Origin of the sequence: Lactobacillus sp. CBA3605, assembly GCF_002970915.1 — a bacterium.
In the GTDB taxonomy this organism is placed as follows: Bacteria; Bacillota; Bacilli; order Lactobacillales; family Lactobacillaceae; genus Lactiplantibacillus.
In genome coordinates, this window is record NZ_CP027190.1 from 786,593 (window position 1) to 803,167 (window position 16,575).

Genomic DNA, 16,575 nt, shown 5'->3' on the forward strand with positions numbered 1-16,575 from the left:
AATTTAATTAATATTTCTAGTAAAGAAGTGAAATAGATGACTGAAGAAAAAATCGCCCTGTTCACCATTTTTGGTGGTACCGGTGACTTAGCTCAACGCAAACTCTACCCTTCGTTATTTAAGCTTTATCAAAAGGGTTATTTACAAGCGCACTTTGCCGTAATCGGGACTGCCCGACGGCCCTGGACGGATGAACATTATCATCAAATCATTACGGATTCACTGGCCAGCTTACACGCTGATCCAGCCACGGTCTCTAAATTTGCGAGTCATTTTTATTACCAATCCCATGATGTGACAGATGCGCAACATTACGTGACGCTAAAACAATTGTCTGAAAAGTTAGACCAACAATACGGCTTACAAGGTAATCGAATTTTCTACCTAGCCATGGCCCCTAATTTCTTTGGTACGATTGCGCAACATTTGAAGTCTGAAAATATCTTGACCCCAAATGGCTTCAACCGGGTCATTATCGAAAAGCCATTCGGCCATGATTACGATAGTGCCAAGGAATTAAACGATCAATTAACGGCAACCTTCAATGAAAACCAAATTTATCGCATCGACCATTACTTAGGTAAAGAAATGATTCAAAATATTTCGGCCATTCGGTTTGGCAATAACATTTGGGAATCACTTTGGAATAATCGGTACATCTCTAACGTTCAAATCACGTTAAGTGAAAAGTTGGGTGTTGAAGAACGGGCCGTTTATTATGACAATAGCGGTGCTTTACGCGATATGGTTCAAAATCATATTCTGCAAATTTTAAGTTTACTCACAATGGATCAACCCGTTGAGTTTACCGAAAATGATATTGATGTCGAAAAGGTTAAAGCTTTACGTAGTTTACGACCATATAAGCCTGCTGAAATTGCCACTAACTTTGTTCGTGGGCAATACGCCCCTACTGATGAAGCTAAAGGCTATCGGCAAGAAGATAAGATCTCACCTGAGTCCAATACGGATACTTTCGTAGCCGGCAAAGTGATGATTGATAACTTCCGCTGGTCAGGTGTGCCATTCTACGTGCGGACTGGGAAACGCTTAGCTGATAAGTTTACCCGGATTGATGTGGTCTTCAAACGCCCCGTTGTGAATATTTTCAATCACGACGACAATCCTGATCAAACGCCTGATAATGGCTTAGAACCAAACGTTTTGACAATCAACGTTGAACCAACCGAAGGCTTTGAATTACGGATGAATGCTAAATGTGTCGGTCAAGGCTTTGCAACGACCCCCGTCAAGCTCGATTTCGATCACGATTCTGAAGCCACGGCGAATAGTCCTGAAGCATACGAACGTTTACTGCATGATGCCTTAAATGGCGATGCTACCAACTTTACTCACTGGCAAGAAGTGGCCTATTCTTGGAAGTTCGTCGATGTTATTCAGAAATACTGGGATGAACATACCCCTGACTTTCCGAACTACCAACCTGGAACTATGGGACCAACCGCTTCAGATGACTTATTAAAGCGTGATGGTAACGACTGGATTTATAAAGGTTAATCAATGTCCCGCTGAGAATTTTTTCTCAGCGGGACATTTTTTTGTTATTTCATCACTCCAAGTCATTTTTACTTGGTCGTCTTGTTGGCTATCAAACGCTGGCAAACTGCGATTAACTTCGGAATTGCGACGGTTAATTCCGCTAACGTCAACGCCGTAAAGCCTAATAAATAGTAGTCGTGACTAGGCATGGCAACCCAATTCGAATCCAACGGATAAATCCGAATACCAGCAGCTTCTAAAGCGGTTAAGAGTTGCGTTTGATCTAAATTTGGAATCTGGACAACTAGGTGTAAGCCAGCTCCCGTTTCAATCGGCATAATCAGTGCAGTAGCCGCTAACAATTGGCACACCCGCTGATATTTTTGGCGATTTAAGGCCCGACTACGGCTCAAATGCCGATAATAGGCCCCACTTTCAAAGTAGTTCACCATCGTTTGTTGTAGTAATCCTGCAACCATGGCGGAGCGATATTGATACTGCTGATGATACGTTGCCATCAACGCTGTTGGTAAGACCACGTAACCCATGCGTGAGGTCGGATCAATTCCTTTGGCAAACGTCCCTAAATAGGCGACTTGATCCGCTGTAGCTAACGATTGAAGTGCTGGCAAAGGTTGGGCATCATAACGATATTCATTATCATAGTCGTCCTCCACGATTAAACGCTGATGTTCGGCGGCCCATTGCAATAAGGCTAAGCGTTGGGCAATCGGCAACGCATAACCTAATGGAAATTGGTGGGATGGCGTTGTATAAACGACCTGTGGCTGTTGTTGCTCAATGGCAGTTAAGTCCACGCCAGCCGTGGTAACTGGTAAGCGCACTGCTTGGTGACCAACCCCAGCAATCAAGGTTGCTAACCCACGATAACCGGGATTTTCAATGCCCACCGTCCCAGCTGGCAGCAAGCTCAGCAATAAGCTAAGGCCAGTTTTAGGCCCATTGGTAATGACAATCTGATCAGCCTGGCATTGAACCCCACGCGTTTGCCGCAAAAAAACCACCAGTTGTTCGCGTAACGTCAACAAACCTTGCGCATCTGGATACAGTTCGGTAGGCGCCTGCTCAGTTTGTTGTAGTGCCAAGCGGACAGCTCGTTTCCAGCTATTCCAACTGGGTTTTAAAACCTCAGTCACCCCATAACGAAAATCAAATTGAATGGGTCGCGGGGCAATCCGCCGTGGCGGGATTGGGATGACCGGCTTAGCCGTCGCAGGCCAATGACGAATATCATTAAAATAATAACCACTGCCAGGCACCGCATATACATATCCCTCTGCCAATAATTGTTCATAGGCCTGTTCTACCGTTGTCTTCGAAACGCCAAGATTTTGTGCTTGTTTTCGAATCGACCATAACTTTTGATGGGCCGATTGTTGGGGCACATAACTCGCTCGCAATTGGTGATAAAGCTGTAAATACAACGGTGTCGCTGAGTGACGATCAAGTGGCATAAGCTAACTGTCCTTTCATTTTTGTCAAAAGTGTCTATTTTAATCAATACAGTTTTTCTCTATTATAGGCATTAATCTTGAGGAGAGGAAGCTGATTTAATTGACTAATCACATTATAAAAACAATTCAAGTCTCTGGTATCCGCCGTTTCGATGAGGCCATCAGCACCATTCCTGACATTATCAAATTAACCGTGGGCGAACCGGATTTACCAACGCCTGACCATATCAAAAAAGCAGCCATCCGTGCCATCCAAGCTGATTGCAGTCATTATTCACCATTAATGGGATTTCCAGCATTACAAGTGGCAGCTAGCCATTATTTTCACGAAAAATACGGTTTACTTTATCAACCAAATGAAATTCTAGCAACGGTCGGGGCTACCGAGGCGGTGGCAACGAGTTTACTGACCCTGCTCAATCCCCGTGATGGCGTCTTATTGCCTATGCCTTGCTACACCAGCTATGAGCCCGTATTAGCAATGGCCCAAGCCCAAGTCATTCCCATTGACACCACGGCCAGTAACTATAAGTTGACACCAACAGTCTTAGCCGCCACCATTCAGGCCCATCACGCAGATAACTTAAAAGCCATTATTTTAAACTACCCGACAAATCCGACCGGGGTCACCTACACCCGCTCGGAATTAGCCGCACTAGTCAAGGTCATTCGTCAAGCTGGCTTACTCGTCATTAGCGATGAGATTTACAGTGAAATCACCTACGACCAACCCCATGTGGCCTTGGCAACCCTATATCCAGAACGTACCATTACCATCAACGGCCTGTCCAAATCACATGCCATGACAGGGTGGCGCCTGGGCTTCATTATGGCCCCCCAGTCCCTCATGACTGAAATGAAAAAGACCCATCAATACTTAGTGACTTCTGCGAGTTCCATTACGCAAATGGCGGGGATTGAGGCCCTCACTAATGGCCTAGCCGATGGCCCCAAGATGCGGGCCAGTTATCAGCACCGGCGGGATTACTTAATGCAGCGACTAAACGAAATTGGCCTTAACTATCTCCATCCGGCTGGTGCTTTTTACCTTTTCGCTCAAATTCCCGCTGACTTTAAAGGAACCAGCTTGGATTTTGCAACTCAGTTAGCCAAACAAGCACAGGTAGCTGTTATTCCGGGATCCGCTTTCGGCGCCGCTGGTGAAGGTTGGTTTCGAATCAGCTATGCGGCTAGCGAAGCCGCTTTGCGTCAAGGGATGAATCAACTCGCAACTTGGTGTGCCCAACGTCAAAATTTATAAACGGAGGTTTTTTACAATGGATTTTACAACCGCAACTTTAATGACGGCGATGGTCACGCCCTTCGATGACCAAAATCAGCTTGACTATGCCCGTTTAAAGGGCTTAATTGAGACCTTACTTGCCCACCATACCAATGGGTTACTCGTTGGTGGCACAACTGGTGAGGGACCAACCTTAACTCATTCTGAAAAGTTAACCCTGTTTCGAACAACCGCGCAAATTGTCGCTGGGCGGGTCCCAGTGATGGCGAATACCGGATCAAATGATACCGCCGCAACCATTGCCTTAACACGCCAAGCCAGTCAAATCGTCGGGATTGATGCGGCGTTAGTCGTGGTGCCACCTTATAACAAACCCGATCAAGCTGGGATGCTAGCTCACTTTACCGCTATCGCTGATCGTGGCGGGTTGCCGCTGATGATTTACAATATTCCCAGTCGCGTTGGCGTTAAAATGCAAGTTGATACCATCCTAACACTGGCTCAACATCCAAATATTATTGGCGTTAAGCAGTGTACTTCCTTAGAAGAACTAGCCGCCGTCGTTGAACAGGCCCCACGTGATTTTTACGTTTATACTGGCGAAGATGCTCAGACCCTGACAGCTAAATTACTCGGTGCTCATGGGGTTATTTCCGTTGCTAGTCATCTATTTGGCGATGAAATGTCAGCAATGCTCACGGCCTTAGATACTGGTCAAATTACGTTGGCGGGTCAACGCCAACGCCAGCTATTTCCCAAAATGGCGGCACTGTTCAGTTTACCCTCACCGGCGCCAGTCAAAGCAGCTTTAAATCAACGCCACTGCGACGTTGGGCAGCCACGGTTACCCATCCTACCCCTAACACCGACCCAGCAAGCGACCTTGACTGATCAACTAACCTTCAAGGCAGAATAGTTCTTTATCCCTTAAGAACCAGTTATAATGAAGTTATAATTCGGTTCGTAGAAAGTGGTGAAGAACATGTGTGGTGGTTGGTATTTCGGTGGCTTCCCCTTCATGTGGCTAGGGGGCACCTTAGGTTTAATAGCCATAGTCATGATTAGTGTGTTAGGCACAATGTTAGTTGTGAACCATTCAAAAAACAAACAGTAACGCAATCAGTACCAAAAAAGCCTGGCATCATGAATGAATGCCAAGCTTTTTTTCGATTTAAATTTAGTTTTAGCCGGTGGTTTAAGCCATTTTAACAGCTGTCGTAATTTCGGTATCACCATTAATCAACGTAATCGTTTGACCAATCGTCGCTGGCGTTGCCAAGGCTTTAACGGCAAACGTGGCAACATCATCACGCGTGATTTCGCCACCAACACCAGGGTTAACAGTCACTTTACCAGTCCCAGCATCATTAACCAGGCCCCCAGGTTGTAGAATTGTATAATCAAGCTGCGTCCGATTTTTTAACCAATCATCCGCATAGTATTTGGCAACGTAATATGGTTTCAAAGTTGACGTCCACTTTTCACGATCCGCCGCAAATTCTGCACTAATAATCAGATAGCGTTGTACACCAGCCAGTTCAGCTGCTTGCATCGACTTAACGGCCCCATCTAAATCAATCATTAAGGTCATATCATATCCAGTTTTACCACCCGAGCCAGCTGCGAATACCACGGCATCCATCCCTGCAAAAGCGGTCGCTAATTCGGCTGGTTGTGCTAATAAATCGAACTTAACTGGTTGTGCACCAGCATCTTCAAAAGCTTCAGCCTGATCAGTGTTACGAATCCCAGCAAAGACTTGATCGCCCTGGGCCACTAACTTTGAAACAATCTTCTTACCAATTTGGCCATGAGCCCCAATTATAAATACTTTCATATTCGTCACTCCCAATTATTAATAGTTCTTATTATAAAGCTAATCATCACTAACTTGGTATCAATATGTTTCAGGATTTGTCCCAGTCTCAGATTAGTCTTATAATAAGAGCCATCTCAATTAAGAAGGAAGTTATCCGCCATGCTTAAATACGTTCGTACCGCCACTATTGCGGATTTACCCGCCATGTTAGCCATTATTGAACAAGCCCGGACCGTTCTCGCTAACGATCAGATTCCACAGTGGCAGGATGGCTATCCCATTGCTGCTGATATCCAAGCTGATATTACGGCTAAGCGCGCCTGGCTATTAATCGTCGATGGTCAGATTGCAGGAACTGCTGCCTTACTCACTACTCCGGACCCTAATTACCAAGTCATGCAAGCTGGTCAATGGATTGACGCAACGACTCCTTACACGTCAATTCACCGGATTGCCATTGCTGGTGCTTATCATGGCCAACATTTGGCTGACTTTTATTTCAGTAATCTGATCACCTTGAGCCACCAACTTGGCTTTCGACAATTACGCGTCGACACGCACGCTTTAAATCAACGAATGCAGCACGTAATTCTCAAAGCTGGCTTTACGTATCAAGGCGTCGTCGTCATGGACGGCGACGTTACCGATCAGCGCAATGCTTATCAACTTAACCTTTAATAATCTAAAAATCGGCGGTCATTCAAAAAAAGAATGACCGCCGATTTCGAATTATTTGACCACTGCTTAAATTAATTTGGAACCGTCACAATGGTTTGACTAGCCAATGCGTACAAGACTTTTTGCACCACCGGCCGTTGATACATTGATTCTAATGCCTTGGCATATAAGTTAACCTGCCCGGCATAACGTTTAATTAAGTCAGCTGGTTGCTTCACATGATCAGTTTTATAATCAAACAAAATCAAGCCAGCCGGCGTTTCTAAATACCCATCAATAATCCCATGAATCAGAATTTTATTCTCATCGGTTTGATCAAATTCATCAAACAAGCGCCAGGTTGGCATTAATAATGAAAATGGCACTTCACGATGCACATTCGTTGGTGCCGCTAAGATTTGTTGGCCCAACGTACTGGTATAAAAACCCACAATTTCAGCCGGTGATACCAAGGCAGCCACTGCCGCTGTTAAGACTTGTTTTGCCACTAAATCAGCAATGGTCGTCGTAACCACTGTCAGCGTTACTGGTTGCATCAACGGTAACTGTTCCAAAACCAAATGCGTGGCACTCCCCACTTCGGCACTAGTCGGGGCTTGGGCCGTTTGTAAGAACTCAGGTTGCCCTAAATCATCCGTCACATACCGACTAGTGATTGGCTGGGCTGTGACTAATGGATTGGCTTGCATCAGCGGTGTATCCGGATCTTCGAAGACCCGCTTAATTTCTGAAACGGACTGATAGGCTGTCGTTGCCGTCGCCACTTGATCTGGATAATGATAATCCAAGAGCTGAGCGACAGCTGTTTGCGTGGCAGTCGGAACTGTGTCAGTGACGTGCGCCTCTACTAAATCCACGCTATTAGTGTCTTGCGCCGCTGCAGCCGGCGTATTGGTCGTCACAAACGTCTTAGTATCCGCTAATTCGATTGCGACGTGAGTCTTATCATCCGTAAATGAAAATGCCGGTTGCATCCCATCCCAATACTCTTTTAAATCTGGATGGCGAATCAAGGTCATCCCCAGCCAATCTAAGTCACTCTTAGCCGTGATGCGCGCTTGGGCATTCAACACCCGTTGTGGCGTATCTAAAACACGCCGCCATTGCTTAGTGGCAACCTCAATGGTTTCAATGGTTCCTACCAGATACAATTGTTGTTCAGCCCGCGTAATCGCCACGTACAATTTCCGCATCTCTTCAGCCCGCAATTTCTGACTAACGACTTGTTGCGTGACTAATCTTGGTAACGTCGGATATTTGACCCGAGTTTCAGGATCCAAGTAAGTAATCCCAATCCCCGCTTGCCGATCTAATAAAGCGGATTGCCGTGTATCAGTCTGGTTGAACTGCTTATCGAGATCCATAATGAAGACCACTGGATATTCCAAGCCCTTACTCCCATGAATCGTCATTACGCTAACAGCTTCGGTATCCGTGTCAGCCACTGCTGACGCCAAATCCTGATCCTTAGCTTGCATCCGTTTAATGAACCGAACAAATTGGAATAAGCCCTTAAAACTCCCAGCTTCATAAGCATGCGCTCGTTCATACAACGCATTTAAGTTTGCTTGTCGTTGTTTTCCAGCGGGCATCCCACCAACATAATCTAAGAAACCAGTCCGTTCATAGATCCGCCAAATCAACGTAACAAGTTGATTACGCCGAGCTAAATCGCGAAATTCAGTCAATTGCGTCATAAACTGCTCAAGCTTGGCAAACACCACATCCCCATATTGATTATGATCACGTTGCGGATACTCGGTGTAAAACGTTTGTAACGCCTGAAAATAATCACTGGTTTTATCTTGAATCCGTAAATAAACCAATTGATTTTCATCAAAGCCGACGATGGGTGATCGTAAAACGGCCACTAATGGAATATCTTGATACGGATTATCAATAATACTCAGTAAAGCCATCATAATTCGAATTTCAGTCGTCTGAAAATAATTTTGTGCATCATTGACCACAATTGGCACCTGTAATTGCTTAAAAATATCAATAATCGTTAAGTTATGATTACGGGTCGGAACTAACAACGCCGCATCACTGTAGCGAAACGGTCGATACGTCTTGGTAGTCCGATCATATATTGGTCGATCCATCGCTTTTAACGCTAAAATCTTTTGAGCCACCATCCGAATACTACCTTCAGCAGGATCATCAATCGCAAAATCTGCCTCCACATCCGGCGTGACTGCTGGCGTAGCTTGTCCCGTTTGATAGAGCAATAAATGCGTCGTCTGCGGTAAATCAGCGGGGTAATCTTTTGGACCATACTTAAGATAAGCCGCTTCATCATATTCAATCTGGCCAACCGGTGCATCCATTAATTGACTAAAAATAAGATTCGTTAAGTTATCCACATTTTCAACCGATCGGAAGTTTTCAGCTAATACAATGCGATCACCATGCGTCGGCTGCTGACCATAATCACGATATTTCGTTAAAAATAATAAGGGGTCGGCTAGTCGGAATTGATAAATCGATTGCTTAACATCGCCCACCATAAACATATTACCTGGGGTTTGTCGCGATATTAACTGGAGAATCGTCTCTTGCAGACTATTAATATCTTGATATTCATCCACCATCACTTCTTCAAACTGCGCCCGTAGTTGGGCTAAAGCGCCCCGCCCACTGTCACTATCCTGCGTTAAAATCTGGAGTGCCAAATGTTCCAAGTCACTAAAATCTAACACGTGGCGACGCCGTTTTTCCGCCGCAAAGGCCGTTTTAAACTGTTGGGTCGCATGCACGAGTTCCGTTACAATGGCCGCTGCCCCGGTCATGATATCCAAGACCTGCTGTTCATCCGCCGCAAAGTAACGGTCACTGAGTTGTTTCAGTTGTTTCTTAATGCCATCGACTAAAGTACCGACCGTGGCGGCGGCTGTCGTGCGGAGCTCGTCGTCTTTATAAGTTTTCTTCAAACGACCAAACTTTAACGTTTGGCATTGATCGCGTAACTCATTCCAACTGGCCGTGGTTAAAGCCGTCTGTAAAGTCGTTAATTGGGTCTGAACCAGTTGCAAAGCAGTCACCGTCTTGGCTTCCAAGTCCACCCCTTGGGCAATTGTAATGGCTTGTTGATTAGTGGTTAACATGGTTTGAACTTCGGTCTGTAATATCGGTAACAACTGCGTCTGATAAAAATCTGCCGTCGTTACTGTGGCTGCCTTCAAGTTATAGTTCGCTGGCAACGCGTTTAACCAGGCATTCGGATCTGGTGTTGATTGGGCAAAATCAAATAATCGCATGATTAGCGCACTGAGGCCATCATCATTACGATCATTCGAGAAGTTGGCCGTTAATAAAGCAAATAGCTCACCATCATCACCGTATAACTTTTCACGGACGGCGCCCCAAACTTGGTCACGAATCAAGAGACCTTCCGTATTGTCTGTTAGTAATCGGAACACCGGGTCCAAATCAATAACGTAATAATACCGTTGGATCAGTCGTAAACAAAAAGCATCTAGGGTACTAATATTGGCCACACCGAGTAAATTCAACTGTTGCCGTAATTGTTGCACGGCTATGGAGGTCTGGGCTTGACCAGCTTCAGTTTTCAACAACTTGGAGATTTGGGCATTTAATTGTTGTTCTAATTTTTGTTTCATGTGCTTAGCGGCTAAATTCGTAAATGTGACCACTAACAATTGGTCCAGATTTGTCCCGGCGGCTAATTTGCGCATAATACGTTCAATTAACACGGTCGTCTTCCCAGAACCTGCCGAAGCTGAAACCAACAAATTATTACCCTGTTGCGTAATTGCCGCTTGTTGACTGGTTGTAAATGCTGTCATTTTGACTGACCTCCTTGTTCGTCCGCTAACCGTTGCAACACCTCAGCAGCTGTCAACGGTGGCATGTCCCGATAATTATTTTCCGCTAACATCGCATCAAATTGCATAATTGATAAATACGGCGAATATTGTAATGCTGTCGTCTTATCGGTCAATCGCACTGGATTCAATGCGACTGCACCCGCAAAAATGGCCTGCGCAGCGGCGACAATCAGCTCCTGGTTATGCGCCAACAATTGGGTCAATTGCGTTTCTGTCACCAAGGATGGCGTCCGCGTATTAGCATGATTATAAGCGCCAGAAGTCTTACGCCGGAACGGATAAATTTTGGAAACTCCGCTTTGCTGTTGTAAATCACTATCCAATTGCGTTAATAAGTCCGGATCATCCAATAAAATGCCTTTATATTTGTTCGCTTTTAAGACGGCAGCTTCAAAGCCCGTCTTTACATCACTAGGTTTGAGCGTCGGATTTTGAATGTGCATGTATAATGCACCAGCCAACTTCACTTTGGCTGGCGCCGGTGTATCGGTGCCCACAATTGCTTGTTCATTGGCCAAGACCGCATCTAAATACGTTAGCATTTGCATCGCTAAGCCATAGTAGGCTTGTTGAAAATCAAAGCGATGGGTTGAAGACTTATAATCCACGATACCTAAATAACTTTGATCCGCTACTTGAATCCGATCCAAACGATCAATTTTCCCACGCACATGCACACTGTGCGTCGCATCTACTTGAAAATCCAAGGCACGTAGTCCCTTATTTTGGCCCACATTCCCAAATAACAACTCCGTTTGTTGCGGTTGGGCAGCGGAAAATGTGCTCTGATTACGAATCGCCACGGCCATTTGTCGTACTGTATTAATCATCTGTTGCTGCACATAGCCCATCCGTTGCGAACTAGCTAAGATCATAAATTGCGGTTGTGCTAAGACCGTTGCAGTCACCTGATCTAAATAATGATCCAAGCGACCATCTGTGACACTGGCTAACGCAAGGTGGTCCGCACGAATCGCCTTAATTAAGCCATCCAAAACCGCATGAAAGAACTCACCGGTGCTAGCCGCTGAAAGTTCAAACACATCACGTTCACGCAACTTTAAGCCATACTTTAAAAAGTACGCGTATTGGTTACGATAAAATTCTTCTAACTTCGAAATTGACGTATAAATTTGATTACCGTAAAGAGCTTGTACACTGGCCGCAGTCAAAGGTGTGGGGACATTATGATAACTCAATCCCGTCAGCAATTGCTGCGCCAAAGCCCCAAACTGGGAATCTTGCGTCAAACGCCGGCGTAACCAGACCCAAATTGGCGCTGGTCGCAAGGGTTCTCCAACTCGATTACGGTCAGTATTAGCCGTCAAGACTTCTCGATAAACTTGAATCACGTGCGTTAACGTCCGCCACTTAGTCCCAATAAACGGGGCAACTTTAGTTTGCGTTGGATCTGGTGCGCTCAAGTAAGTCGTCACTGGCAATTTAAAGTGCTGCTGCAATTGCTTGACGTAATTAGATAAATTCAAATCAGTTTCCTGATCATCTTTTAGCGGTGCACTTAAAAATAGCGTTTGCTGGGCATTCATAAAGGCTAAATAATTCAAACACCGTTCATCACCTAATTGAATAACAGCAGTATCACTTAAATAATGGTCACCGGGGATTTCGGCTAAGGTTGGCTGCATTGCAGCCTTATCAACATCGCTCAACAGCTCATTACTCATGATGCGATCAGGCATCACTAAGTCAGTGGCACCAATCATAAAGACGACCTGCCGTTGTTGACTTTGAACCATCCCACTTTCGGAAATCAGCACTTGGTCTAGGGTTGCTGGGATTTGACTGTAACTTGCCCCTTCAAAGCCGGCTTGCAATAACGCTAAAAAGTCCGTGCTATCAAAAGGTTCAGCCCCCAGCGTCGTCACAAATTCATCTAACATCTGGCAAAAAGTCTGCCACGTTTGTTCAGGTTCGGCAGCCGTCGCCACGGCTTGTTGCGCTAACGCTTGGTCACGCCATGCTATCAATTGTTTGGCGACGCCATGTTGGTTTAAAAAGTTAAATAAGGTCGTTGCCGCCGCTCGCCCGTCAACGGCTTGCGCCATTTCTTTAAAGAATGGTGGAAAGATGTCAGCCACAAAATGATGAATCAAATTAATTTGCGCGGTAATTGCTGCATTCTTATCAGTCTCAACACCGGCATCACCAGCAGTAAGTTGGAAATACTCCCAATCCTGGCTTTGTAACCAGCGATTACCCGCATACCCACTCTTTAAAATAAAGTTTTCCGTCAAATCAACGGCTTGCCGATAGGCTTGTCGGTCCATTGGTTGACCATCCACCATCGGTACGAGTAATTCAGTTTTCAAAATTCGCATGACATCCTGATATTGATAATGCTTCGCATCTAAATCAAATAAGGCCCCAATTAATTCAACCAGGGGATGATCCGCCATTGAACGTTGCAAATCCACGAAAAATGGAATCGCCATCGTTTGAAAAATCGGTGCTAACATAGTCTGATACCGATCCAAGTGTCGCGTCAGTACCAAGAAATCTCGATAATGATACCCCTTAGTCGCAACTAATTGGCGAATCTGGCGGGCCACTTGGGCTAATTCAGTTTGCCGGGTATCCGTCCGGAATAACTGGATATTTGCATTGCTAGCGGTTTGCGGCGTCATAGGTTGCGGGTGACCACGCCAATAATCATCTAACGCAGCTAACCCGGTGCTAACTCGGCACGTTTGCGCTTGAATATCCATTAATACAGGGATTTGCCGAATCCGGGCATATTGATACAGTCGATAATACAACCGCCCTGTCTGGTAAAATAACTGCCCATTATCTGGGGCTTGATCCGTTCGCGCATGGTCTAACATTAGACTGATGGTCACGTCGGCGCCCCGGTCCAGCATCGTTGTAATAATACCTTGTTCCTGTGCGGGTAACTGTGCAAAGCCAGCCAGTTCAACATACACGTGCATTCCGGTTAAATCCTGTTGTTGCAAATAATGATTCAACTGGGCTAACACATCCGCCGCTTTTAGATACTTACCCGCAGTGGCTGTGGTAAAGTCAGCATAAATTAGGGCCAAATCATGTAGCTTCGCCTTTAAATCTCCCGCTGGCGCCTGTTCAGCTAATTGAACAACCGCTTCAGGCGTTAAATTAGCGGTCTGCAATTCATTGATTTCTTTTGCTAGTTGGGTCACAAAACCAGTCTGGTTGCTTTCCCCACCGAAAAGTTGCAATTCCGTCGCATGGGCCCGTAAAATTTTAAAGAGCAGCATGTTGACACCGGCTGCTGATAACCGCGGCACCTGGTATGCTGCTTCATTTTTCATTAAATACCAAGCTAACCGGGTAAACGAAAACACTTGGACTTGCGTTTGCGCATATAAATCGGGCTGCGCAAAAGCTTGTGACAAGCGGTTTAAAACATCAACTTCAGTCTCAAACTTAATATGATTGGGAACCAAATAAAAAAACTGATCAGTCGGCTGGGCCTTTAATGCGGCCACTAACTGGGCCACCATCGTTGTCCGGTGATCCTGCTTAGCTGGACCTAAAACGAATTGTAAACTCACTAGAATAACCTCCCTCAATCTGAACAAACGTTCTACTAATTAAGTTTAATTATCGCATAATTAACACGACAAAAAAAGGACGTTGCCAGCAGTTTTTACCCGAAAAATGCAGGTCACTTACCGACAAAAAAAGCCCTCAAGCTTGGCTGCTGAGCCAAGCTCGGGGGCTTGCTAACTTTTTTAGTTTAAATCATTAGGCCCAAGCGGCCGGATCTTCCCGCCAGGCATGTAATGAGGCTAATTCTTGGTCATCAATATAATTGGCGGCCCGAGCGACTTTAATCAGTGTGGTATAGTTCGACAAGCTAAACAATGGCAAGTTGGCAGCGGCAAAATTTTGCGTGGCAGCAGCCAGTTCATAACTAAAAACAGCACCGACCGCTAAAACATCACCCCCAGCGGCCTGAACCGCTTTAGCTGCTTGGAGCACGCTCCCACCTGTAGAGATTAAATCATCCAACATAACAACTTTAGCATCCGGTTTAAGGACCCCTTCAATCTGACGACCAGCGCCATGATCCTTAGGTTTAGAACGCACATAAATCAATGGTAAATTCAGAATTTGCGCCACCCAAGCCGCATGTGGAATCCCCGCAGTTGCGACGCCCGCAATCACTTGGGCTTCAGGATATTGTGCACGAATCACTGCGGCAATCCCCGCAGCAATATGTTGGCGAACCTGAGGATACGAAATCGTTAAGCGATTATCCGTATAAATGGGGCTATGAATCCCACTAGCCCAAGTAAATGGGTCGTTGGGACGTAACGTGACCGCCTTAATCGTTAATAAATCTGTCGCAATTGTTGCTGCTATTTCAGTCATTGCTAGCACTCCATTCAGTTAAAATTTGTTGATATGCTTGATACGGATCAGTTGCTTGGGTAATCGGTCGACCGACAACTAAGCCATTACTACCGGCTTGCGCCGCTGCTGCTGGCGTCATCACCCGTTGCTGATCGTCAGTCGCCGCTGTTAGTGGGCGGATTCCCGGCGTAATGCCAATAAAATCCGGGCCAACGGCGGCATGAATTGCTGCCACTTCTTGGGCGGAGCAAATAACCCCGTCACACCCACTCGTCTGCGCTAATTTTGCATAGTGCACCACACTGGCAGCAACGGTGCCAGGAATTTGTTGCTCATCATTCAACATCGTTTGACTGGTCGATGTCAGTTGGGTAATCGCCAATAACTGCGGTGCTGTTAACCCACGTTCAGCAGCTCCCGCGACCAGGCCCTGTTTTGCTGCCGTCAACATAGCTGCTCCACCGGCGGCATGAACCGTCGTATAACGAACACCTAACCGACCGATGACCTGCATCGCTGCACCTACCGTATGGGGAATATCATGGAGCTTTAAATCCAAAAACACCGCATGCCCCCGCGCTTCAATGGCCGTTACAATCTGTGGTCCAGCAGCGTAAAAGAGTTCCATGCCCACTTTAACCGTTAACGATAACTGTGCCGGAAAGCGGTCTAAAAAAGCCAATGCTTGCGTTGCAGTTGGAAAATCCAAGGCGATTATCACTGGTCGACTCATCCTTGCACCTCCGAAATCAATTGGGTTAAGCTCGTAATCCCATATTGATCCATTGCTGCAGGCAAACCCGCAATAATATCCGTGCAGGCGGTCGGCTGCCCATACGTCGCTGCGCCAACTTGGACTGCATTGGCACCGGCTAAGTAAAATTCCAATACATCGGCTGGCGTAAAGACGCCTCCGACACCAATAATTGGTAACTTGGTGTGTTGCCGAACTTCATGAATCATCCGCACAGCTAATGGATGAATAGCTTTGCCAGATAAACCACCAGTGCCATGCGCTAAAATGGGTTGCCGGGTCTGCAAATCAATCCCCATCCCCGTTAGCGTATTAATCATAGTTAATCCGGCAGCCCCGCCAGCTTCAGCGGCTTGCGCAATTGGAACAATTGCCGTTACATTCGGCGTTAGCTTCATAAAAACAGGTTTATCAACCGCCGTCACAATTTGTCGTGTTAGAGCTTCCACCACGGCTGGGTCAGTGCCAAACGCCAAGCCACCGTGATCAACATTGGGACATGAAATATTAATTTCCAGTAATTTAACGTTCGGTGCCGTTGCCATTTGTTGGGCCACTGTCACATATTCGTCAAATGTGTTACCGGCTACACTCCCAACGACTGGTAAATCTGGATAATGCGTCGCTAGCCATGGCAACTTTTCTGCCAACACATTTTCGATGCCTGGATTTTTCAACCCAATCGCATTCAACCAACCAGCAGACGTTACTGCAGTTGTTGGTCGTGGATTACCCACGCGAGGTTGGGCAGTTGTGGATTTTATCACGAGGCCACCCAAATCACCCAGTGCTAATTGTTGCGCCATCGTTTGACCATAAGCGGCTGTACCGCTGGCGGGCATCACTGGATTTTTAAACGTTACCCCTGCTAAATTAACTGCTAATCGTTCCATGTTGAT

At 45.9% G+C, this 16,575-nt stretch carries 11 protein-coding genes; 4 read left to right on the plus strand and 7 right to left on the minus strand.

What is annotated here, in order from left to right; translation table 11 throughout:
* The first annotated feature begins 36 nt into the window (after positions 1-36).
* The gene (gene zwf / locus C5Z25_RS03970; protein WP_105451440.1) at positions 37-1,518 is read left to right on the plus strand and encodes a glucose-6-phosphate dehydrogenase; all 1,482 of its coding nucleotides are present in this window, start codon (positions 37-39) and stop codon (positions 1,516-1,518) included.
* Between the two features lie 68 nt (positions 1,519-1,586).
* Here the strand turns inward: zwf and pdxR are convergent, their stop codons facing one another.
* Entirely contained in the window at positions 1,587-2,975 is a 1,389-nt protein-coding gene (pdxR, locus tag C5Z25_RS03975; protein WP_105451441.1) for a MocR-like pyridoxine biosynthesis transcription factor PdxR, read from the minus strand.
* 100 nt (positions 2,976-3,075) lie between these two features.
* Here pdxR and C5Z25_RS03980 point away from each other — a divergent pair, with 100 nt between their 5' ends.
* Both C5Z25_RS03980 and dapA read left to right on the plus strand, forming a co-directional pair.
* The gene (locus C5Z25_RS03980) at positions 3,076-4,236 is read left to right on the plus strand and encodes an aminotransferase class I/II-fold pyridoxal phosphate-dependent enzyme (protein WP_199774928.1); all 1,161 of its coding nucleotides are present in this window, start codon (positions 3,076-3,078) and stop codon (positions 4,234-4,236) included.
* A 16-nt stretch (positions 4,237-4,252) separates the two neighbouring features.
* Positions 4,253-5,134, plus strand: a complete 882-nt coding sequence (gene dapA, locus C5Z25_RS03985) for a 4-hydroxy-tetrahydrodipicolinate synthase (RefSeq protein ID WP_105451442.1) — start codon at positions 4,253-4,255, stop codon at positions 5,132-5,134.
* Between the two features lie 279 nt (positions 5,135-5,413).
* Here the strand turns inward: dapA and C5Z25_RS03990 are convergent, their stop codons facing one another.
* Positions 5,414-6,055, minus strand: a complete 642-nt coding sequence (locus C5Z25_RS03990) for an SDR family oxidoreductase (RefSeq protein WP_105451443.1) — start codon at positions 6,053-6,055, stop codon at positions 5,414-5,416.
* A 141-nt stretch (positions 6,056-6,196) separates the two neighbouring features.
* On the opposite strand from C5Z25_RS03990, the gene C5Z25_RS03995 reads away from it, so the two are divergent.
* Positions 6,197-6,715: a GNAT family N-acetyltransferase gene (locus C5Z25_RS03995; protein WP_105451444.1), complete on the plus strand. Its 519-nt coding sequence runs from the start codon at positions 6,197-6,199 to the stop codon at positions 6,713-6,715.
* 71 nt (positions 6,716-6,786) lie between these two features.
* Here C5Z25_RS03995 and addA read toward each other — a convergent pair whose 3' ends face one another.
* From addA to C5Z25_RS04020, 5 genes are all read right to left on the minus strand, one after another.
* On the minus strand, positions 6,787-10,524 hold the full coding sequence (addA, locus tag C5Z25_RS04000; RefSeq protein ID WP_105451445.1) for a helicase-exonuclease AddAB subunit AddA: 3,738 nt from the start codon (positions 10,522-10,524) through the stop codon (positions 6,787-6,789).
* On the minus strand, positions 10,521-14,117 hold the full coding sequence (locus tag C5Z25_RS04005; protein WP_105451446.1) for a PD-(D/E)XK nuclease family protein: 3,597 nt from the start codon (positions 14,115-14,117) through the stop codon (positions 10,521-10,523). Before C5Z25_RS04005 ends, addA begins: the two co-directional genes overlap by 4 nt.
* A 193-nt stretch (positions 14,118-14,310) precedes the next feature.
* Positions 14,311-14,940 carry an orotate phosphoribosyltransferase gene (gene pyrE, locus C5Z25_RS04010; RefSeq protein WP_105451447.1) on the minus strand — a complete coding sequence of 210 codons (630 nt, stop codon included), beginning with the start codon at positions 14,938-14,940 and terminating at the stop codon, positions 14,311-14,313.
* On the minus strand, positions 14,933-15,655 hold the full coding sequence (pyrF, locus tag C5Z25_RS04015) for an orotidine-5'-phosphate decarboxylase (RefSeq protein WP_105451448.1): 723 nt from the start codon (positions 15,653-15,655) through the stop codon (positions 14,933-14,935). The genes pyrE and pyrF overlap by 8 nt, the downstream gene beginning before the upstream one ends.
* Positions 15,652-16,569: a dihydroorotate dehydrogenase gene (locus C5Z25_RS04020; protein ID WP_105451449.1), complete on the minus strand. Its 918-nt coding sequence runs from the start codon at positions 16,567-16,569 to the stop codon at positions 15,652-15,654. Before C5Z25_RS04020 ends, pyrF begins: the two co-directional genes overlap by 4 nt.
* Positions 16,570-16,575 lie beyond the last annotated feature (6 nt).